At 37.8% G+C, this 22661-nt stretch carries 14 protein-coding genes and 1 pseudogene; all 15 read left to right on the top strand.

The window, feature by feature from the left end; translation table 11 throughout:
- Positions 1 to 367: pseudogene (locus tag VEHSUH06_RS05420) on the top strand (IS256 family transposase); the annotation flags it as partial.
- A 122-nt stretch (positions 368 to 489) separates the two neighbouring features.
- Entirely contained in the window at positions 490 to 2313 is a 1824-nt protein-coding gene (locus VEHSUH06_RS05415; RefSeq protein WP_233187883.1) for a ShlB/FhaC/HecB family hemolysin secretion/activation protein, read from the top strand.
- A gap of 36 nt (positions 2314 to 2349) precedes the next feature.
- On the top strand, positions 2350 to 8895 hold the full coding sequence (locus tag VEHSUH06_RS05410; RefSeq protein WP_233187882.1) for a hemagglutinin repeat-containing protein: 6546 nt from the start codon (positions 2350 to 2352) through the stop codon (positions 8893 to 8895).
- 14 nt (positions 8896 to 8909) lie between these two features.
- On the top strand, positions 8910 to 9080 hold the full coding sequence (locus tag VEHSUH06_RS10745) for a hypothetical protein (RefSeq protein ID WP_199179731.1): 171 nt from the start codon (positions 8910 to 8912) through the stop codon (positions 9078 to 9080).
- Between the two features lie 542 nt (positions 9081 to 9622).
- Positions 9623 to 10498: a glycine--tRNA ligase subunit alpha gene (glyQ, locus tag VEHSUH06_RS05405; protein WP_054747626.1), complete on the top strand. Its 876-nt coding sequence runs from the start codon at positions 9623 to 9625 to the stop codon at positions 10496 to 10498.
- A gap of 1 nt (position 10499) precedes the next feature.
- Positions 10500 to 12551: a glycine--tRNA ligase subunit beta gene (gene glyS, locus VEHSUH06_RS05400; RefSeq protein ID WP_105098057.1), complete on the top strand. Its 2052-nt coding sequence runs from the start codon at positions 10500 to 10502 to the stop codon at positions 12549 to 12551.
- Between the two features lie 168 nt (positions 12552 to 12719).
- On the top strand, positions 12720 to 13106 hold the full coding sequence (locus VEHSUH06_RS05395; RefSeq protein WP_105098056.1) for a MarR family winged helix-turn-helix transcriptional regulator: 387 nt from the start codon (positions 12720 to 12722) through the stop codon (positions 13104 to 13106).
- Positions 13107 to 13237: 131 nt separating this feature from the next.
- Positions 13238 to 13579 (top strand): 50S ribosomal protein L19, encoded by a 342-nt coding sequence (gene rplS / locus VEHSUH06_RS05390; protein WP_004695921.1) that lies wholly within the window; start codon positions 13238 to 13240, stop codon positions 13577 to 13579.
- A gap of 67 nt (positions 13580 to 13646) precedes the next feature.
- A complete protein-coding gene (gene ylqF, locus VEHSUH06_RS05385; protein WP_105098055.1) occupies positions 13647 to 14552 on the top strand; it encodes a ribosome biogenesis GTPase YlqF in 906 nt (301 codons plus the stop codon).
- Positions 14545 to 15342 carry a ribonuclease HII gene (locus VEHSUH06_RS05380; RefSeq protein WP_105098054.1) on the top strand — a complete coding sequence of 266 codons (798 nt, stop codon included), beginning with the start codon at positions 14545 to 14547 and terminating at the stop codon, positions 15340 to 15342. The genes ylqF and VEHSUH06_RS05380 overlap by 8 nt, the downstream gene beginning before the upstream one ends.
- Before the next feature lie 224 nt (positions 15343 to 15566).
- Positions 15567 to 15965, top strand: a complete 399-nt coding sequence (locus VEHSUH06_RS05375; RefSeq protein ID WP_009372034.1) for a YraN family protein — start codon at positions 15567 to 15569, stop codon at positions 15963 to 15965.
- Positions 15966 to 15976: 11 nt separating this feature from the next.
- Entirely contained in the window at positions 15977 to 17653 is a 1677-nt protein-coding gene (locus tag VEHSUH06_RS05370; RefSeq protein WP_105098053.1) for a YifB family Mg chelatase-like AAA ATPase, read from the top strand.
- Positions 17654 to 17661: 8 nt separating this feature from the next.
- Positions 17662 to 18888, top strand: a complete 1227-nt coding sequence (gene dprA / locus VEHSUH06_RS05365; RefSeq protein ID WP_105098052.1) for a DNA-processing protein DprA — start codon at positions 17662 to 17664, stop codon at positions 18886 to 18888.
- Complete coding sequence (topA, locus tag VEHSUH06_RS05360) at positions 18878 to 21277, top strand: type I DNA topoisomerase (RefSeq protein WP_105098051.1); 2400 nt, start codon at positions 18878 to 18880, stop codon at positions 21275 to 21277. Before dprA ends, topA begins: the two co-directional genes overlap by 11 nt.
- A complete protein-coding gene (trmFO, locus tag VEHSUH06_RS05355) occupies positions 21270 to 22586 on the top strand; it encodes a methylenetetrahydrofolate--tRNA-(uracil(54)-C(5))-methyltransferase (FADH(2)-oxidizing) TrmFO (protein WP_105098050.1) in 1317 nt (438 codons plus the stop codon). The genes topA and trmFO overlap by 8 nt, the downstream gene beginning before the upstream one ends.
- The last annotated feature ends 75 nt before the right edge of the window (positions 22587 to 22661 follow it).

The following is a 22661-nucleotide window of genomic DNA, read 5'->3' as shown; positions in this document are numbered from 1 at the left end:
TAATACAGAGACAATGTTTCGATATTTAGATGAAACATTGGTGTTAGATAAAGAATGTCCGAGGACTAATAACCCTATTGAAGGTGGGGTAAACGCACAACTCAGACGTTTATTGCGGTACCATCGAGGGATGTCTGTAGAAAAACGCATAAAAGCGGTCTTTTGGTGGTGTTATTTACACTCACCAAGACCGCTTCCTGCAAAAGAAATACTTAAGGTAATGCCAACTGATGCGAGTATTTCTAAAATATATAGATCTATGAATGAAAGAGCCCAACTTCAAGGCATAATTCCAACTTGGGGGGATGCCATTTCTTGGGGTGATTTGCATAACTATGACAAATTATCTTTCAATGATTGGGATTAAAGTACCAACACGTTTTGTCCTATAACCCCAAAATATAATAAATTAGGAGTTTAAATATTATTTGTCGAAAGAGAGGATATATGAAGAAAAGAAAGCTATTTTTCTGTCTAAGTTTAGCTTGTATGCTACCAATACATATATATGGTGCTAAACCAATTGATACACAAGCACAACTAGATAGAGCAAGAGAACAGCAATTAGCGAGAGAGGCACGGCTTGGAGAGGGACGAATTACAGTACAAACAGGTGGAATAGATATTACATCTGGATTTTTATCATCACAAGGTGGTTATACAGTACCGGCACAACAGCCAGCACATGTAGGACCATCTTTTTTTGTATCTCAAATACGTGTTGTTGAAGAGCCTATTAGTCAATCTACACAATTAACATATGATGATATGACAAATTCAACTATGGATCAGACTACGTTTGCAGATAATAGTTCTGCAGCAAGTGCACGCTTGATTAAAGGTCCATTGTATTATGAGGCACAGAAAAAGAAGCTTCAATTAGATGTACCCAAAGAATTTGGTTTTCTACGAAAAACAATTAAACCATTTATGAATCGTAAACTTACAGTTGAAGATGTAAATAAATTATCTAGTAGATTAAATAATGTACTTATTGAGCATGGTTATGTTACTTCTAGAATTGGTATTCCACCTCAATCTTTAGCTTCAGGTAATTTACAATTCAATTTACAACTAGGTCGAGTAGAGTCTGTATTATATAAAAGGTATGTACAACCATTGCCATGGGAAAATGCATTTCCTATTCGTGAAGGGGATATCTTAAATATTCGTAATATAGAGCAAGGTATAGAGCAAATGAAGCGTCTAGGCTCTCAAAATGTATCTGTTGAGCTTGAACCTGGTTCAAAACCATTGGCTACCAATATTGTGCTTGAAACTACTAAAAAGCCACCCATTCATGGAATGGTATCCATAGATGATTCTGGACTAAAAGAAACTGGAAAACTACAGTGGACTGCAGTAGTTGGTATTGATCGAGTCTTTAATGCCAACGATTCTTTGAATTTAAGTGTTAATCGAGATGCAGTTCAAGACGGTGAGCATAAAGGTACCAGAAATCATAGTATTTCTTATTCCATTCCTAGAGGAAAGGATACCTTTAGTATCTCCTATAGTGATATGAAATATCATCAAACGATTAATTCTATGGCTACTCCATTTATTAGTTCTAGCCATGCCAAGACAGTTAGAGGTTCCTGGAATCATGTGTTCCATAGAGATCGAACGACTAAACGTAGTTGGGATATTATTATTAGCAAGCGTAATGCTAAAAATTATATTAATGATGTAGAAGTTGCTGTACAACGTGCAAATACAGCTTCTGTAGAACTCGGTATATCTGAACGAAGATATATCAAACAAAACACGTTATATTCTAGAGCGGCTATTAAACAAGGTGTTGGTTGGTTTGGTTCACAACCTGAATATGGTAATGGAGCACCAAGTACTCGGTTTACCCAACTTTTAGTAGATGTGGATTATCAAATACCTCGTACGTGGGGGCATAGACCAGCAAGCATTACTACATCATTCCATGGACAATGGACATTAGGGAATAAACGTTTATTCTCTAGAGATATGATTAGTCTTGGCAATCGATATACGGTACAAGGGTTTGATGGTGAGAATACATTAATGGCTGAAAGCGGTTGGTATATGCGTAATGAAGTTGCTAGCTATATTCCTAAATGGCGATCAAGTGTTTATGCTAATGTAGATTTTGGCGCTGTATATGGTCCAAGTACAGATGTATTAACAGGTAAATTTATTGCTGGTACTAGTTTAGGGATGAAAGGGCAGTTTAAATCTGGATTGTTCTATGATGTATTTGTTGGCGTTCCAATATATAAACCGAGTGGTTATAGAACGGACTCTGTAACTACAGGTTTCCAAGCTGGTATACGATTCTAAATAGTTTGAGTATATGTATTAATAGAGAGAGTAATTATGAAAGAAAAACGATTACAATATAAAATTGCCGTATGGCTTACTATGGGGTTAATGATTGTAGACCCATTAATAGTACCATTTGCCTATGCAGCAAACCCTATCGAGGTTGACACAAATGCACCACATGAAAGACAAGCTACGGTTGGACAAGCTGGTAATGGTATTACATTAATAAATGTTGCAGGACCTTCTGCTGGTGGAGTATCTAGAAATGATTATACTAATTTCAATGTATCGCAAAATGGTGTAATTCTTAATAACTCCTACCAAATGGCTAATACAAAATTAGGTGGATATGTACCTGGTAATCCTAATATGATGCGCGGTTCTGCCAATGTTATTGTTAACGAGGTTACATCACATAATCCAACTGAGATGAAAGGGTTTATTGAGGTAGCAGGTCGTAAAGCTTCAGTAGTTGTAGCCAATCCAAATGGTATTACTGTAGACGGCGGGGGCTTTATCAATACAGATCGGGCAGTATTAACTACAGGTAAAACAGAATATGATTCAAAGGGAAATTTAAACTCCTATCGCGTAGAGCAAGGCCGTATTTCTATTAACGGAAATGGACTTAATGCTAAAGATGCTAACTCGCTACAAATTTTAACAGAAGCAACCAATGTAAATGCCGGAGTGTGGGCTAATACAATCGAAACACGTACTGGCAAAAATATAATAAATGCTAATACATTAGAGACTCAAAAAATTGGTGATTCTAGCAATGTTGGTTTAGATGTCTCTGCTATTGGTGGTATGTATGCTAATTCAATTACTATGAAAGGTACCAATACTGGTCTTGGTGTAAATATTAAAGGTGTAGTCAGCTCTACACAAGCATCTAGTATTACTAGTGATGGCAAAATTATAGTTGATGGTGGTGTTACGAGTAATGGCAACACTACGTTAGCTGGTCAAAGCATTGCCATTCACAACAATGGTGTGGTTCAAGGTGATGTATCTACGACTGTAAATAGCCAAGAAATACTAAATAATAGTGGTCTTATTAACTCTGGAAAGACTACGACCATAAAAGCTAAATCCGTAGATAATCTTGAAGGTGGACGCATTTATGGTGATACTGTAGCTATTGATGCAAAGACAGTTATAAACCATACAAATTCTGAAATAGAACAGAGTTACCATAAAGCTGGTAAAGATTTAGAAAAGGCTAAACATGATCTTGATGCTGAATGGAATGCTGATATCACAAAATATAAAACTAAAACAGAGTTAGAAGCACATCGTCAACGTATTAAAGAGTTAACAAAGACTTATGATGAAGCACAGGAGAAAGTTACTGCCATAAAAAAAGAATTAGATACTCATAAGTCTGGTGTCATTGCAGGCCGTAATCACGTTGATATAAATACCGATACAATCAATAATACGGGTAAAGGTTTCATCTATAGTGGTGGTACTATGGACCTTACAGCTAAAGAGGGAATACATAATACAGGGGCTACAATTAAATCTGAAAAAGCTATAAAAATAGATGCTCCCATTGTAGAAAATAACAATGTTGCATTAGGTGCAAAGCGTGTTTCAGATGGCATTACTAAAAATCCTGATAAAATTAAAGTTACTCATCGACATCATAAATTAGAAGGACAGGTATTTGATAAGTCAGAATTCCCTTATGCTGATGATAAAAGTGGTTATGGTACACCACATGTAAAACCTGTTAAAACTGCTGAAGACGAAGCTTATAACAAAGAGATGGATAAGCGTGAAAATCGTGTTAATGAATTTACTATTATCCGTACCGAAACAGAGAGTACACATAAAGAAATAACTCATGATGACCCAGGTGTTATTAGTAGTGGTGGTGATGTTGTAATAACAGGTATTCTCCATAATGAAAATAGTAAGGTGATTTCTGGGGGGACGGTTCAAACTAAGGGACGAATAGAAAATATATCTGACTCTATGAGTGATAAGACCTTTATAACAGGTACTACACAAGAAAGTTATACAAAAGATGTTCCTAAAAGTCACCATTTGGGCGGAAAAAAGAAACGTAGACGATGGAAACAAGAAGTCTATATGACTCCAACTATTACTGAAGCAAATGTGAAGCCAATAGGAGCTATTAAAGAGCATGCTGAAGATACATTGTCTAAAGCTACTATTGCTAAGGTTAATGATAGTTTAGATCCCTATGGTTTAGGTGGTGGAAAAGGTAAAGAAAGTCATACTATAGATGGTTTATCCTTACCAACAGAGGCACTATATCAAATTCATCCAGATATTACAGCTAATGCTTTGATAGAAACAGACTCCGCTTTTACAAATCGTAAGAATTTTTTATCTTCTCAATATATGATTGATGCCTTAGCAAATGATCCAGAAAGAAGATTAAAACGTTTAGGAGATGGATTCTATGAGCAGCAGCTTATAAATGAGCAAATTGTATCAGCTACAGGCAAACAATATTTAGAAGGGTATACAGATAATGAGGCTGAATATAAAGCATTATTAGAGGCCGGCATAGCCTTTGGTAAAGCTTTTAAATTAGCTCCAGGAATTTCCTTATCCAAAGAACAAATGGAAGCTATAACAACTGATATGGTATGGTTAGAAACTAAAACGGTTGTAGTAGATGGAAAAGCTCAACAAGTTCTATACCCTAAAGTATATTTAGCGAAACAACCTGCGAAATCTGTTGATGCAATGGGTGGAATTATAAGTGGTAAAGCCATTGTTAGCAATACTAATGCAGATATTTTAAATCAAGGCATTATGGCTGCAGATACAATTGTATTAGGAGCTAATGCTGTACAAAACACAGGCCGTATCGATGGACGTAAAGTGACTATTAAGGCATCTCAAGATGTAACAAATACAGGTAATATTCATGGTGATAAACGGGTTACTATTAATGCAGGACGTGATATAAATGTAGGTACCCATGTAGATAAATTAGAAAACCATGATATTGTTGGTCGCCAAGGTACTATAGGTGTAGGCAAAAAAGGTGATTTGCTTTTATCTGCTAAACGAGATGTTAACCTTAAAGGTGCTATTGTTCATACTGGAGAAAATTCTAAAGCAACGATTGAGGCTGGTCAGAATATTAATTTAACAACTGAGGCATTATCTGCTAAAAAGGATATGACTGTTAATAGTGATAATTATAATCGTACTGACCGCCGTACAGAATTAGGTACAGCTATTTTAAGTGATAGCAATGTTACTTTACGAGCAGGAAATGATGTAAATATCCGCAATGGTATTGTTAATAGTGAACATGGCTTAACATCTGTTGAAGCAGGAAATGATGTTACTATCACTAATGGGAACAGTTATAGTCGTGATGAATATGGTCTAAAATACAAAGAAAAAAGTTTACTATCTCGCACCACTAATATCATACGTACAGATCATGAGCACACAGGTGTGTTATCTTCAACAATTGGTGGCGATACAATTAATGTGAAAGCTAATCGTAATGTTTCGGTAACAGGATCTAATATTTTAGGAACAAAAGATGTATCAGTATCTGCGGGTAATGACGTGCGTACGGATTCAGGTGAAGAAACCCAACGTGATGATGTATATCAATATAGTAAAAAATCTGGCTTAATGGGCGCTGGTATAGGATTTACTATTGGTAGTAAAAAAGTGACTGATACAACAGATGGAAGATATATAAATCAAGTTGCAAGTAACATTGCATCCTCAGATGGAGAGATTAATGTTAAGGCTGGTAATGCCATTCATAGTACTACGACAAATTATTTTGGCAATCAACCTGCAGACTTATCTGCTAAAAATGTAACAGTTGATGGAAAGCATAATACAGCACATGTTGTTCAAAGTCACGAAGAGAAGCGTTCTGGTCTTACTGTAAGTGTTGGTGGGCAGATTGTTAATGAATTAAATAATGTCCAGCAACTGGGTAAACGTGCTAACTCTAGAAAAAATAACAACTTATCTACATTAGAGTATCTTGAAGCTGCCAATACTTTAAAACACACTTATAATAATGGAGCTACTTATAAAAATGCTAAGATAGAAAAACTTGTAGAAAAAGAAAAAGATATACTTGCTAAGGCGGATGAACTCAATACAGCATATCAGGCAGAACATCCTGAAGAGAAAAATACTATGCATCCAGATGTTAAAACTGCGATCAATAATGTAAATAATAGAGCTAAAAAAGATCGTTTACTCAATGTACAAGTTAGTATTGGTTCGAGCAAATTTAAACAGCATAGTGAACTTAAGCAAGAGAATTATATAGGTAGTTCTATAGGTAGCAAAAATAAAGTAAGTATCACTGCGGATAGTGACAATAGCGATAAAGGCAATATTCATATTACAGGTAGTGTTATAGAGGCTCCAGAGGTTAATTTAAATGCAACAAATAATCTAAGTTTAGATGCAGGAACAAACTCTTCGGTACAACGTGATACATATACAAGTTCAGGATGGTCTGTTGGTGCTACAGTTAGTCCTCATGGTAATGGTGTTATTGGTTTAGAGGCTAATGTGTATAAAGGTAAAGAAAATGCATTAGAGACAACTAAGACACATACTGGAACTATTATTCGTGGTAAACAAGTAAATACTGTCTCTGGAAATGATACAGAAATTATTGGTTCTAAGGTCATCGGTGACAGTGTGACTACAAAAGTTGGACATGATTTGAAAATTGAAAGTTTACAAGATACGAATGACTACCATAAAATAAGTAAAAATAAAGGTATATCTGTATCCTATGGTATGAGTGGATCTGCAAAAGTTGGGTTTGATAATTCGAGAGGATCTACAGACAGTCATTATGCAAGTGTTACAGAGCAGGCTGGCATATATGCAGGTGATGGTGGATATAATGTACAGGTAAATAATGCAACTACACTTACAGGTGGTATAATTAAAGGTAGTCCCGATAAATCTAAGAATAAATTATCCTCTAATTCTCTAAAAATGAATGATATTCAAAATGAAGCATCCTATTCAGCAAAAACCTCTGGATATAGTTTATCTACGACTAAACGCTCTAAAAATAATCCAATAGGTATTACTGGTAGTCCTAAAATGGGAATTCCTGTAAAAGGTAATTCTAAATCAACTACTCATTCTGCTATAAGTGAAGGTATCATTGAAATTGCTGAGAAAGAATCCTTAGAAAAGATTAATCATGATACAGAACAAGCACTTAATAAATTAGCTCCTATTTTTGATAAGAAGACAGTAGAAGAAAAACAAATTCTTTTATCTAAAATTTCTGACCATGGATATAAGTTGATTGGTGATATTGCACTTCATGAACAGAATATATTGATTAAGAAGATTGAGCTTGCGGAAGAAAAAGGTGATAAAGAGTTAGTAGCAAGTCTTCGTAAAAGAGCTGAAAAATGGTCTGATGGTGGCACATATAAAGTAGCATTGCATGGAGCATTTGGCGCAGTTATTTCTGAATTATCTGGTTATAATGGATTGAAAGGATTAAAAACGAGTGCGATTAATGAAGCTAGTCAACCAATTTTAGAAAAAGTTAGGAATCCAGAGCTAAGAAAAATTATTAGTATAATTATTGCTAAGAGTATTAATAGTGAAAATATAGCTCCGTCTCTAGTAAATTCTGCAATTGATAATAACTGGCTCACACATCATGATCAAATGAGCTTAAAGAATGATTACTTAGATTATAAAAATGGAGTAATTAGTTTAGATGAATGGGTTAGAAAATTAGCTTATTATGATACCTTGATGTGGTATGAATTCAATCATCTTAATATATATAATACAAATAATGAAATTTCAATGGAGTTATATGATAAACTAAGTTCTGATATAATTGGTTCTGGATCATTTCAGGATGTTATGAATAATTTAGTATATAAATATGTTACTTTAAATGGCTTGGAGGATTCATTTTACATTTATAAGCAAGAAGCTAGTGAAAAAATAATACGATCTCGTGAATCTAGTAATAAATATAAACTTAATACTCCAAATATTTGGAATCCTGTCTCAAATTCTAATTGGGGGCAATCTTTAAATTCCACTCAAACCACTACTAACAATGACAGTTATATAATGCCATACCAAAATGGTATCCAAGATCCTGATAAACGTAGTAACTTTAGGCTGGTTGGTGATGATACATCTAATATCACTGGTTTACATGCTAAAGGAGATAAGGGACACTTAACCTTTACTAATGGTATAAATATCGGAGCTGATGGTGAAATAAGTATTTTTAGGGTACATCATGAGGTTGAAAAAAATGCTGCTAAAATTGAATTAAATGGTGACATATTCTATTTGGCTGGGGATGTAGATGGAAAACTTGGTCAAGGTAATATATATGTTAAAGGAGGCGCTGTGGCCGCACTAGCTCATGGTAATGCAAGCTATTCATTAGATTTTGGTAATTTTCTTATTGTTGCCGAAGGAAATGTATATGGCGGCGGCCTTGGTGCAAGCTTTGAGGGAGGTATTGACAGAGAAAAAGGAAAAGGTAAAATTAAATTTGATATAGTAGATGGTGTTGGTGCAGGTGGGAGTATTACTGTACAATTTAAAAATTAAAAGGAGATAATATTATGAAACGATTTTTTTTCTATGCATTTGCATTATTTATCTTAATTTCAATAATATATAGTATTGCTTATGACTATATGACTGGTGCCGAAATTCACTATGATTTCTATGGAGCATTCTTTGTTTGTTGGTTAGTATTTTTTGGTATACTAAAACTTGTTCTTAGAGTATAAATTTATTCTTTAACTTAAAGTTAAAATTTTATATTATTACTAGCTTATTGAGAGGAAAGTATAATGCGACGATTGATAGTATATGGATTTGCAGTATTAGCTATACTTAATATCTTATATGGAATAGTAGATGATATTTTAACAGGTAGTCCAATCCATTATGATTTTTACTTAACTTCTTTTGTTTGTTTCTCAATATTTTTTATTGTGTTGAAACTAGCTTTACGTGTATAAAATAATAGTTTGACATTTCTCTCTCTAAGTTGCTACAATATTGTGTATAATATATGCGATGAAGCAGAGTAGTAAACCTCTCTAGCGAGTGAGGATGGTGTAAGCTCACATTTGGTTGAAGGCGCTGTAGAGCATTGGCAGGAACGCAGGTATCTGTTAGTAAAGGCCAACATAGAAAAAAGAGGGCGCAAGCCAAATAGGGTGGAACCGCGGGTATACTCGTCCCTGTAACGTTTTTCGTTACAGGGACTTTTTTGTTTGTAACGAAATGGTTGATTTTATGTCGGTTGTGTAAAGTGGAGGCAGCAATGACATTTCAAGAGATTATTTTAAATCTACAAAAATTCTGGAGCGATCAAGGTTGTATCGTTCAAAATCCATATGACATCGAAAAGGGTGCAGGCACAATGAACCCTGCAACATTCTTGCATGCTATTGGTCCTGAACCATGGGCTGTATGTTATGTAGAGCCTTCTCGTCGTCCAGCAGACGGTCGTTATGGTGATAACCCTAACCGTTTGTTCCAACATCATCAATTCCAAGTTATCGTGAAACCATCTCCAGATAATATTCAAGAATTGTACTTACAATCCTTGGCTGCATTAGGCATTCATGCTGAAGATCATGATATCCGCTTTGTTGAGGATAACTGGGAATCTCCTACATTGGGCGCTTGGGGACTTGGTTGGGAAGTATGGCTCGACGGTATGGAAGTAACGCAGTTCACATATTTCCAACAAGTTGGTTCCATCGACTGTAAACCAGTGTCCGTTGAAATTACATACGGTTTAGAACGTTTAGCTATGTACATTCAAGGCGTAGAAAATGTATATGATCTTAAATGGAATGAAAACGTTACTTACGGTGATGTTTGGCATGCCAACGAAGTTGAGCAATCCGTGTATAACTTTGAATTAGCAGATACAGATATGCTCTTCAAATTGTTTGATATGTACGAAGCAGAAGCAAAACGCGTTTGCGAAGCGGGCTATGTACTACCAGCTTACGACTATGTATTGAAATGTTCCCACACATTCAACTTGCTTGATTCCCGTGGTGCTATTTCTATCAGCGAACGTACGGCTTTCATCGGCCGTGTACGTGCATTAGCTCGTATTTGTGCACAACAATACCTTGCTAAACGCGAAGAATTAGGTTTCCCACTTTTGAAAGGAGATAAATAAGATGGCAAAAGATTTATTATTTGAAATCGGTGCAGAAGAAATTCCTGCCGGCTTTATGCCAAATATCTTAGGTCAATTGAAACAATTGGCTGAAACAAAATTAAATGATGCCCATCTTCCTTTTGAAAGCATCGAAACATACGGTACACCACGTCGTTTGGCTCTTATCGTGAAAGGTCTTGCTGACACATCTGCTGAAATCAGCGAACGTCATAAAGGTCCATCTGCGTCCATCGCATACGATGCTGACGGTAATGCTACAAAAGCGGCTATCGGCTTTGCTCGTGGTAAAGGTCTTGATGTAGCAGATCTCGTTGTAGAAGATGGCTATATTTACGCTGAAACTAAAACGGCAGGCGTACCTGCAAAAGATATCGTTACAGAAATGTTGCCTCAATTGATTACAGGCCTTAACTTCCCTAAATCCATGCATTGGGGCGATTTGGATGCTAAATTCGTGCGTCCAGTACGTTGGCTTGTAGCATTACTTGATGAAGAGGTAATCCCTGTAGAGTTTGCTACTGTTCAATCTGGTAATGTATCTCGTGGTCATCGTTTCTTAGGGGCTGATGAAATCACTATTAAAAATGCAGTATCCTATGTAGACACATTAAAAGAAAACTTTGTTATGGTCGATCAAGATGCTCGTCGCGAATTGATCTCTAAACAATTACATGATATGGCAGCTTCTAAAAATGCATCCATAGTTTGGGATGATGATTTGCTAGAAGAAATCAATTATCTTGTTGAATGGCCTACAGCATTGTGTGGTGGCTTTGAAGAGTCCTACTTGGCACTTCCAGATGCAGCTATCATTACACCAATGAAAGATCATCAACGTTACTTCCCATTGGTTGGTCAAGACGGTAAATTGTTGCCAATGTTCTTAACAGTGCGCAATGGTTCTGATCATTCCATCGAGGTAGTTCAAGCTGGTAATGAACGTGTATTGCGTGCTCGCTTAGATGATGCTAAATTCTTCTTTAATGAAGATTGCAAGAAACCTCTTATCGACCGTCAAGATGGTTTAACTAAAATCGTATTCCAAGAAGGTCTTGGTAACTTAGCAGATAAAACTGAACGCTTGCTTAAATTGGGCCGTGTGTTTGGTGAAGAATGTGGCTTGCACGAAGATGCAGCTGTTGTATTAGAACGCGCTACAGAGCTTGCTAAAACTGACCTTACTACAGGTATGGTTACAGAGTTCACTGAATTACAAGGTGTAATGGGTAAAGAATACGCTTTACTTGATGGTGAATCTCCTGAGGTAGCAGAAGCTATTTTCGAACAATATTTACCACGCTTTGCAGGCGATGTATTGCCTCAAACTGAAGCAGGTAAAGTATTATCCATCATCGATAAAGTAGATAACATCGTTGCTACTTTCAGCCGTGGCTTAATCCCTACAGGTTCTCAAGATCCATATGCATTGCGTCGTCAAACAATTGGTATCTTGAACATCTTGCTTGGTAGTGAATGGAATATCAGCTTGCGTCCAATCTTCAAAGCATCTATGGAGTTATTAAATGTAGCTACTGATAAACAAGAGGAATTGCTTAACCAAGTTGAAGAGTTCTTCACACTTCGCTTGAAAAATATCTTCCTTGATCGCGAAGTTCCTCATCATGTAATCGACTTATTGTTGTCCAACAATGAATTGTCCGTTGCTGATGCAGAAGGTCTTGTAAACGCATTGTTAGCAAATCGCATCGATGAAAATGTTGAGCTTGTTCAAGCCTATACTCGTATGTATAATCTTGTAAAAGATGTGGAATATACAGGTGTTAATAGGGACTTGTTGAAAGAAGATGCCGAAAAAGCATTATTTGAAGCCGCTTCTAAAGCATCTGAAGCTAGTCTTGCAGCATGGGAGGCTGGCGACTACGCAGCTGTAGTAGCAGTTCCAGCAACTCTTGTGCCAACAATTAACCAATTCTTTGAAGATGTAATGGTTATGGACAAAGATGAAGCTATTAAAGCTAACCGTTTGCAACTTCTTCGCTTGGCGTACAGTGTAATGGCTATTATCGGCGATATTAGCACATTAAAATAATATATTAGTATAAGAACGATTCGACTTTTACCATGATATAAGAGAAGAGGTACCTTAAGGTGCCTCTTTTTTTGCTTTTACGAAGAATATACAGATTTTATGCAGGATTTTTAGTTGCGGTGGCGAATACCTTATAATATACAAAGTTGTATGAGGAGAATACCAATCATGAATCATGATGAATTATATAAAGCCTTATGTAAGGTGCCAAGTGGCAAAGAAAAGTCTCGTGATAGAATTATTATTGAATTATATATGCGTTCTCAAGGAGCATCACAGAAACAGCTAGTAGATGCTCTTAATATGCGTCCTGCAACGGTATCGGAGCAGACGGATATTCTCATTGAATTAGGGTATGTTACAAAACATATCGACTTTATGGATAAACGCATATCCGTGGTAGGCTTAACAGATGAGGGGAAACGGTTAGGCAAATCACTGTTACATTCGTATGACCAATTTTTGAATGTTTTGTTCTCCGACTTATCTGAGGAGGAACAAGCAGAGTTATATCGTTTATTAGGTAAGCTAAAACGGCCTATTTTACGAAAATAATTTTATTATCAAAATTATATAGAAAATACTTGCTAAGAGTACGTGATTTATGTTAATATATTTCTGTTAATTTGAGACAGTCCGCTGCCTATAAGGTGTAGGTATTGAATGTCTGCAAACAGGAGGAAACAATGAACATTATTAACGTACTTGAACAAGAACAACTTCGTACAGACATCCCTACTTTCCGCGCTGGTGACACAGTTCGCGTACACGTAAAAGTAGTGGAAGGTACTCGTGAACGTATCCAAGTATTCGAAGGTTTGGTAATTAAACGTCAAAACGGTGGCGTACGTGAAACTTTCACAGTTCGTCGTATTGCATCCGGTGTAGGTGTAGAACGTACATTCCCACTTCACAGCCCACGCTTAGCTAAAATCGAAGTTATGCGTCGTGGTGTTGTTCGTCGTGCTAAATTGTACTACTTACGTAACCTTACTGGTAAAGCTGCTCGTATTCGCGAAAAACGCTAATGTTCATAAAAGGCTGCCGTTGGCAGCCTTTTATTTTTGCTAAAATTTAGATATGAAAGGAAATACTATGGCAGATTCACCTATCGTACATTGGTTCCCTGGGCATATGGCGAAAGCCACACGTATGATTACGGAGTATATCAAAAAGGTAGACGTAGTTATCGAGTTGCTAGATGCACGTATTCCTCGCTCTAGTGCGAACCCTGTAATCACTGAGCTGGTTGGTCAGAAACCTCATATCGTTCTGTTAAATAAAGTAGATTTAGCAGATCCTAAGGCTACAAAGGAATGGACTGAATTTTTTACTAAACAAGGTATTACCGTATTGGCTATCGATTCTAAGTCTGGTAAGGGTAATAAGAAGTTAATAGCTACTGTAGAGCGTTTGAGCAAGCCTATCATTGATCGTTGGGTTGCAAAAGGTATTCACAGTCGTTCTGTACGTACTATCATCTTAGGGATTCCTAACGTTGGTAAATCTACGTTGATCAACTCCTTAGCTGGCTCTGCAGCAACGCGTACAGCTAACAAAGCTGGTCATACCCGTGGTCAACAATGGGTTAAAATCGGTAAGAATCTTGAATTGCTCGACACACCAGGTGTATTATGGCCTAAATTAGAGGACCAACGCGCAGCGGCTCGCCTTGCTATGACGGGTGCTGTTTCTGATGATGTGTACGACTTAGAGCATGTAATAAAACAGCTATTAAATCATTTATTGACAAATACACCAAATATTTTGGTAGAACGTTATAAATTAAAAGAAGAAGAGATGACCGATGTGGATACTATTCTTGAAAGCATTGGTCGTCGTCGCGGCTGTCTCGTTAGCGGTGGCGTAGTAGATTTCGATAAAGCACGCCGCATTATCTTGCAAGACTACCGCAATACTAAACTTGGTACAATTACACTCGACAAAGTAGATGAAGAACCATACTATCCTGAAGATGGTGAGGAAAAACAAAATGGATAAGGATGTTTTTTCTAAGTTAAAGGTTGCAGATATTAAGGCTCTTTTTGAAACTGAACAAGCTTTAGAGATTTTGCCATTAGCTCAAGAGGATACTCGTAGTTCTGTACAAAAATTGGCCGCCTCTTACGTTAAGCGCCAAGAAAAAGAGTTAAAAGAACAGCAACGCCTCATGAGCATGTATGACTATGAAGGCATGTTCTACGATCAAGGTATGTATCATGTAGCTGGCGTCGATGAGGTAGGTCGTGGCCCTATCGCAGGCCCTGTAACGGTAGCTGCCGTTATATTGCCGCCTATGACATTGATTCCAGGACTCAATGACTCTAAAAAGCTAACCGAAGAAAAGCGTGAAGCCCTCTACGATATCATCATGAAAGAAGCCGTAGCGGTGAGCTGTATTTCTTACGGCCCAGAAAAGATTGATGAACTCAACATCTACGAAGCTACGCGTCAAGCTATGTATGAGGCGATACGCACACTTAGCGTACCAGCAGAAGCAGTCGTTGCAGATGCTATGAAACTACCTGATTTAACGATTCCTGTGGAGTCGATTGTAAAAGGTGATAGCAAAAGTGCTAATATTGCGGCTGCATCCATCATTGCTAAGGTTACCCGAGATCGTTACATGAAACAGCTCGATGAGGAATACCCTGGCTATGGTTTTGGTATCCACAAGGGATACTATACTGAGCTCCATAAAGAAGCGGTAGAACAACAAGGGGTAACACCACTTCATCGTAAGAGCTTTGAACCTATTAAATCTATCGTTCGTTGGGTTAAGCCACAATGATTATGGTTTAATTATTTAATCATTATAAACTGCATATAGTTCATAACCGTAAAGAGGTTCCTATTGGTCACCTATGTGACTATTAGGAACCTCTTTTCTATTTACTTTTACAGCATTCATAATCTACGCTACAAGTAAGTATTACCTGTTGAAAGTTTAGAGATACTTTGAATATTACTTTTCAAAAGGTTATTGTAGCTAATACACCTAAATAGGAGGTATATATGAAGACCATTAGTACAGGTAAAGCATTTAATGAACTAGACTCTAAAGAGCTTGGTAAATGGGGAGAACGCATTGCTACCCAGTATATTGAGAAGTTAGGTCTTACCGTAGTAGATACAAATTATCGAACGAGGTTAGGGGAAATCGATATCATTGCAAAACGCGATTTAGTATATCACTTTATTGAAATTAAAGCCCGTCGTGGCATGCAGCATGGATTGGCCCGTGAGGCGGTGACTAAAAAGAAACAAAAGCATATTAAACGGGCTGCTATGTTATTTTTATATGATCTACATCAAAAGAAACGGCACTGGAAAGAAATATCCTTTGATGTTATAGAGGTGTATCTTCACGAAGACTTTCAAAGTTCTATTCATTATTTGCCGCAGTGCTTTTAGTGAGGTTTCTTATGTATGCAAAACTATATGGAGCCACCTTATATGGCATAGATGGATGCATTATTACAGTTGAGGTCGATATATCGCAAGGTTTACCTGTATTTGATATCGTTGGACTGCCTAATCAGTCCGTAAAGGAAGCTCGTGAACGTGTAAGGGCTGCTATTAAAAATAGTGGCTACGAATTTCCTATGAGACGTATCGTAGTCAATCTAGCACCTGCTACAATTCGTAAAAGCAGTGCAGGAGTCGATTTAGCGATTGCTTTAGGGGTTCTCATTGCATCAGGGCAGATAAAGGGGCGTAAAGCTAATATTTCGGCTTTATTGAATAGATGTCTATTTATGGGCGAGTTAGCATTAGATGGCTCACTGCTACCGACCTTTGGAACCTTGGCGATGTCATTAGCAGGGTTAGAAGCTAATTACTCCACTATATATACAAGCGTAGAAAATGGACATACTCTAAAAGCTATTCCGAATCTTACTATATATGGCGAGTCTTCATTACAAGATATTATTACAGTGTTAGAAGACCAAGTTAAATCTAAATCTAATTCAAATTTAAAACAGGCAAAAAGACAGAAACAACCAACAAAGCATATAAATGAAGTTCAAATAGAGGTAAATAATAATAGTGAACTGCAGAAAAATTATGATAGTGATCTTCAGATACATTGTGAAAATCAAAATGAGATGCTAACAGATACGATGGATAATATAAACCCTAGTACTGTGTATGATGTAGATTTTGGAGATGTACAAGGTCAAGAATTAGGTAAACGGGCCATGCTCATTAGCGCTGCAGGACATCATCATTGTATTATGATAGGTCCTCCCGGTGGCGGTAAAACGATGATGGCCGAACGATTACCTACCATATTGCCATCCATGACTTGGAATGAGATGGTTGAGGTTAGTCGCATTCAAGATGTGATCGGTTTACTCGGTGATAATGGACTCGTTAGAAATAGGCCTTTTAGGCATCCACATCATACGGCGACTTTGGCGAGTATGGTGGGCGGAGGTATACAAGGACGCCCTGGAGAAATCACACTTGCTCATGGAGGTGTTTTATTTATGGATGAAGCACCAGAGTTTCAGCGTCAAGTTATTGATGCCCTAAGGCAGCCTTTAGAGTCTCGTACAATTACTATCAATAGGTCTCAAGGCAATTATATATATCCGGCTGATTTTATTTGTATATTGGCTGCAAATCCATGTCCCTGTGGTTACTATCATGATCCTCATAAGGAATGCATATGTTCTGAAACGATGGTCAAAAACTATCAGCAACGATTGTCAGGGCCTATAATGGACCGCATTGATTTACATATTCCCGTTGAAAGGCCTACACTAGAACAATTATTAGATCATTCGATGTCTACTATGACAAGTGAAAGTATGAGGCAACAAGTGATTATGGCAACTGCTTTGCAACAGAAACGTTATGAACACTTAGAGTTTAACTCTAATGGAGCTGTACCTCATAGGGCTATAGGTGAACTGTGTCATATTACCGATAAGGCATGGAGTGTATTAGGCAATATATTTGACCACTTTCATTTAAGTGGACGTGCCTTTGATCGCATATTAAAGGTGGCTCGTACTATAGCAGACCTTGAAGGAAATCCACAAGTGGAGCCTCATCACATTTCTGAGGCTATGTTGTTTAGAACAGGTAAATAGGTGTAAAGATGACTAGATACGATGATACTATTTATATTGCAGGTTTACAAAGTTTATATAATGTGGGAGCCACACATGTACGGCGTTTTATAGAGGATTTTGGTTCGCCCTATGATGCTTGGCAAGCAGTTAAGAAGATGGAAAATTTAAAGCCTTATACACATATTTCTACAGCTGATAAACGTGCTATTGCATCATCGGCTAAGGATGAAAAATTAGATTATATCATTCATAAAATAGACGAATATAAGATGGATTTTACTACCTTTTTAGATAAAGACTTTCCATCTATTTTGAACCATATCTATAATCCACCGGCTATATTGTTTATGCGGGGTAATAGAGCTCTTTTAGATAAACGGTTAAATCGGATTGCTCTTGTAGGGGCACGGCGCTGTTCCTTGTATGGCCGTAATGTGGCGAGAATGCTTGGTAAAGAGCTCGGTAAATACAGCACTATAATTGTTAGTGGCGGCGCACGAGGTATCGATGCACATGGTCATGAAGGACTGTTAGCGAGTCAGGGGTATGGTATTGTAGTCATGGGTTGCGGCTTAGATATAGCATATCCTCGGGAGAATACAAAATTATTTGACCGAATCTTAGAAAACAATGGTTTACTTTTATCTGAATACCCACCTGGTACACCACCATCTGCTAAACATTTCCCTGCACGAAATCGTATCATTAGTGGCCTTAGTCGAGGTGTCATCGTAGTAGAGGCAAAAGCGAGTAGTGGTTCACTGATTACAGCCGATATGGCTGTTAGCGAAGGGAGAGATGTATTTGTGGTGCCTTGTAATTTATTGGATCATACGGCAGATGGCAATAAATTTCTCATGAGAAATGGAGCCTTTGTATTAACTGGTTATGAGGACGTCGTTAAGGAATATCATTTAACCTTGCGAGATATGTTTAGTACTAAAGAAAAACTTTCACCACCAAAGAAAAGAGATACTATAAGTGTAAAAGATAGTAATCAAATGGGGAATAATGGTCAGGGTGTTGATACACAAGGGCTCTCTATGTTAAGCTTTAATGTGGATAGGAGTCTAATCTTAAGCGAAATACCTCATGATCGTTGTATCACCGTTAGTGATATTTTGAAAGCGACCTCTATTTCATTACAACAACTGCAGCCCTTATTACTAGAGTTAGAAATGGAAGGGGCTATAGAGAATCATCCGCCGAGAGGCTATATTAATATGACTAGGAGTGATATACTTGTCCATTAAACGATCAATCGTTATTGGCGAGCCAAAAGCAGCTAGTACTAGTAAAGATACTAAAAAGAAAAGTACTAAGAAAGAGAGTACTACCATAAAACGTAAGGTTACTAAAGAAGCCCTTACTCCAATGGGAATTGTACGGGATAAATCTGTACTACAAACCTCCGTGCCACCAGAGCAACGTGAACCACGCGTATATAATCCTGATGGCAAAGTATTGGTTATCGTAGAGTCTCCTGCTAAATCTAAAACAATTGAAAAATTCTTAGGTCCTAACTACGTTGTAAAGGCGAGTATGGGCCACTTGCGAGATTTGCCAAAGTCTCAAATGGGTATCGATATCGAACATGATTTCACGCCTCGTTATAGCAATTTGGTAACTCGTAAAAAGGTTATTGATGAACTCGTTTCTTATGCCGATGAAAGCAGTGCCGTATTGCTCGCAACTGACCCTGACCGGGAAGGGGAAGCTATTTCTTGGCATTTAGCGTACATTTTAAACGTAGATCCTACATCTACATGTCGTATTACGTTCAATGAGATTACTAAAAATGCGGTCGCAGAGGCCTTAGAGTCTCCACGTACTATCGATATGAACATGGTTGATGCTCAACAAGCGCGCCGTGTATTAGACCGTATTGTAGGTTATAAATTGAGTCCTTTATTATGGAAAAAGGTTTGTAAAGGCCTTAGTGCAGGTCGTGTGCAATCCGTTGCAGTTCGACTTATCTGTGAACGAGAGCGAGAAATTCAAGCTTTCGTGCCACAAGAATATTGGACTATTGAAGGTAATTTTGAAACGCCTAAAAAAGAGGCTTTCACCGCGGAATTGACTCATATTAGAGGCGAGAAAATCGATATTACTACTGAAAGTGAAGCGCAAGCCATTGTAGATGCAATTGGTGGAGCCGATGCAGTAGTGACAAATATTGAAAAGCGCAAGCGTACTCGAAAAGCGGCACCTCCGTTTACAACGTCTACGTTGCAACAAGATGGTGTGCGTAAATTGAACTTTGGTGCGAAGCGTACCATGATGATTGCTCAACATCTTTACGAAGGTCTTGAAATTGGATCCTATGGCCACGTAGGTTTGATTACGTACATGCGTACAGACTCAACGCGTATCTCTAAAGAGATGCAAGCTATGGCTAAGGACTATATTCTTCGCAACTATGGTGAAGATTATTATCCGTCTAAACCAAATATGTATGGTGCTAAGGGTTCTGCTCAAGATGCGCATGAAGCAATTCGTCCTACATCTCTTGAGCTCACACCTAAAATGGTTGAACCCTTCTTGAGTCGTGATGAGCTTAAGCTATATACGTTAATTTGGAATCGTTTTATGGCGAGCCAAATGGCACCACAACAAAATGAATCTACAACGATTGAGTTGACTGTTCAAAATGATTATACCTTTAAAGCCACAGGCTCTCGTGTTATCTTCCCAGGCTTTAGCGCTGTTTATGAAGATGCGAAAAAAGAGGATACTCCTCAATTGCCTGCGCTTAGAAAGAATGATGCAGCCCATACGGTGGAGGTATTGCCTGAACAACATTTCACGCAACCACCTCCTCGTTACTCTGAGGCGAGTCTTATCAAAACATTGGAAGAACTCGGTATTGGTCGTCCAAGTACGTATGCACCAATTCTAGATACTATCGTAAGCCGTAACTATGTAGAGAATACGAATAAACAATTCGTTCCCACAGAACTTGGCTTTGTAGTAGTAGACTTCTTGATAGCGTACTTTGAAAAAATCATCAACACTGGCTTTACGCGAGATCTTGAAGAAGAGCTTGATGCTATTGCATCTGGCAAGGATACGTATGTAAAAGTATTATCTGACTTCTACGAGGTATTTGCTCAAGAGCTAGAAGATGCAAGCGATGTAGATCGCATTGAAATTGCATCTATGGAAAGCGATGAAACCTGTGAACTTTGCAATAGCCCAATGGTATATAAATTTGGTCGCTATGGTAAGTTCCTAGCATGTTCTAACTTCCCAGAATGTAAAAATACTAAACCTATTACAGTAGGGACAGGTGTAACTTGTCCTAAATGTAAGGAAGGGGAAATCGTAGAGCGTAAGTCTCGTCGTGGTCGTTTATTCTACGGCTGTAATCGATACCCACAATGTGATTTTACATTATGGGATAAACCAACCCATGATTTCTGTGAAACATGTGGTTCTATTATGGTTGAAAAGACATATAAAAATGGGACAACTAAAAAGTTCTGTTCCAATGAAACATGTCCAACTAGACCACCAAAGAAAACAAGAAAGAAAAAAAGCGAAGCTAGTGAAGAAGCTGTAAAAGAATCTAAAGAGTCTAAAAAATCTAAAGGGTCTAAAAAGTCTAGCAAAGCTAAAAAAGAGGAAACAACAGTTGAATAATAAAAATGTTATTGTTATTGGTGCAGGCCTAGCAGGTTCTGAGGCGGCTTGGCAACTCGCTAATCGAGGCATTCATGTAGACTTATATGAAATGCGCCCTGTAAAGAGTTCTCCAGCGCACCAAACAGCTCAATTTGCAGAGCTCGTATGTAGTAATTCCTTGCGGGCTGGCAATATTGAAAACGCGGTAGGTCTTTTAAAAGAAGAAATGCGTCGTTTAGGTTCCCTTATTATGGAATGTGCTGATGCAACTGCTGTACCTGCCGGTGGCGCCTTAGCCGTTGATCGTCATTTGTTTAGTGAAATGGTGACAGAGAAGGTAAAAGGCCATCCTAATATTACAGTTCACCATGAAGAGGTGACGGAGATTCCTGCTGAAGGCACTGTTATTTTTGCTTCTGGTCCACTTACGTCTGAAGCATTAGGCGATAAAATAAAAGCCTTAACAGGTGAAACCGGTTTTTATTTCTACGATGCAGCAGCTCCTATTGTTACGGCAGAATCTTTGAATTACGATAAAGTATTTGCCGCCTCTCGTTACGACAAGGGCGATGCAGATTACCTTAACTGTCCTATGACAGAAGAGGAATACAAAGCATTCTGGCGTGAGCTCACTACGGCTGAAGCTGTGCAACCGAAGGATTTTGAAAAGGAAATCTACTTTGAAGGGTGCATGCCTGTAGAAATCATGGCGAGCCGTGGGGAAGATACTTTACGCTATGGTCCACTTAAACCAGTTGGTTTAGTAGATAAACGGACTAATGAGGAGTCTTATGCAGTAGTACAACTGCGTAAGGAGAATAAAGAAGGTACCATGTTTAACTTGGTAGGCTTCCAAACTCATTTAAAATGGGGTGAACAAAAGCGTGTATTTGGTATGATTCCAGGTCTTGAAAACGCTGAATTTATTCGTTATGGCGTCATGCACCGCAATACATATATTAACTCTCCAGAGTTGTTGAATCATGCATTCCAACTTAAAAAGGAACCACGTCTATTCTTCGCTGGTCAAATGACAGGCGTAGAAGGGTATTTAGAATCTGCTGCCAGTGGTCTCATGGTCGGTCTTCAAGTAGAACGCTATTTAGAGGAACGCTCATTTATTGATTTCCCTAAAACTACGGCGATTGGTTCTCTTAGCTACTATATTTCTAACTACGAAGGGTCTAATTTCCAACCGATGAATGTCAACTTTGGCATCATGGATCCATGGCCTCAAAAAGTACGTAAGAAAAAAGAGAAAAATGCACTGATTGCTAATCGTGCACTAGAAGAGCTGGATGCTTTAAAAGCTAAAGAAAATTTGTAAGATAAGGTTTTTATGTATTAATCTAGCATGCTAGGAAAATCGTAAATCATAGCTTACATAAAATCGTAAATCATA

The sequence above is a fragment of the Veillonella sp. S13053-19 genome, assembly GCF_002959835.1.
GTDB lineage: Bacteria > Bacillota > Negativicutes > Veillonellales > Veillonellaceae > Veillonella > Veillonella rogosae.
Note: the sequence above shows the minus strand (reverse complement) of the source record. Positions and strands in the feature narration are given on the sequence as shown.

Bases quoted from the DNA above. Each gene is read 5' to 3' on its own strand.
- VEHSUH06_RS05395 (WP_105098056.1), top strand. From the start codon at position 12,720: ATGAATCATGATGAATTATATAAAGCCTTATGTAAGGTGCCAAGTGGC.
- VEHSUH06_RS05415 (WP_233187883.1), top strand. From the start codon at position 490: ATGCTACCAATACATATATATGGTGCTAAACCAATTGATACACAAGCA.
- VEHSUH06_RS05375 (WP_009372034.1), top strand. From the start codon at position 15,567: ATGAAGACCATTAGTACAGGTAAAGCATTTAATGAACTAGACTCTAAA.
- glyS (WP_105098057.1), top strand. From the start codon at position 10,500: ATGGCAAAAGATTTATTATTTGAAATCGGTGCAGAAGAAATTCCTGCC.
- ylqF (WP_105098055.1), top strand. From the start codon at position 13,647: ATGGCAGATTCACCTATCGTACATTGGTTCCCTGGGCATATGGCGAAA.
- VEHSUH06_RS05380 (WP_105098054.1), top strand. From the start codon at position 14,545: ATGGATAAGGATGTTTTTTCTAAGTTAAAGGTTGCAGATATTAAGGCT.
- dprA (WP_105098052.1), top strand. From the start codon at position 17,662: ATGACTAGATACGATGATACTATTTATATTGCAGGTTTACAAAGTTTA.
- VEHSUH06_RS10745 (WP_199179731.1), top strand. From the start codon at position 8,910: ATGAAACGATTTTTTTTCTATGCATTTGCATTATTTATCTTAATTTCA.
- VEHSUH06_RS05370 (WP_105098053.1), top strand. From the start codon at position 15,977: ATGTATGCAAAACTATATGGAGCCACCTTATATGGCATAGATGGATGC.
- glyQ (WP_054747626.1), top strand. From the start codon at position 9,623: ATGACATTTCAAGAGATTATTTTAAATCTACAAAAATTCTGGAGCGAT.
- rplS (WP_004695921.1), top strand. From the start codon at position 13,238: ATGAACATTATTAACGTACTTGAACAAGAACAACTTCGTACAGACATC.
- VEHSUH06_RS05410 (WP_233187882.1), top strand. From the start codon at position 2,350: ATGAAAGAAAAACGATTACAATATAAAATTGCCGTATGGCTTACTATG.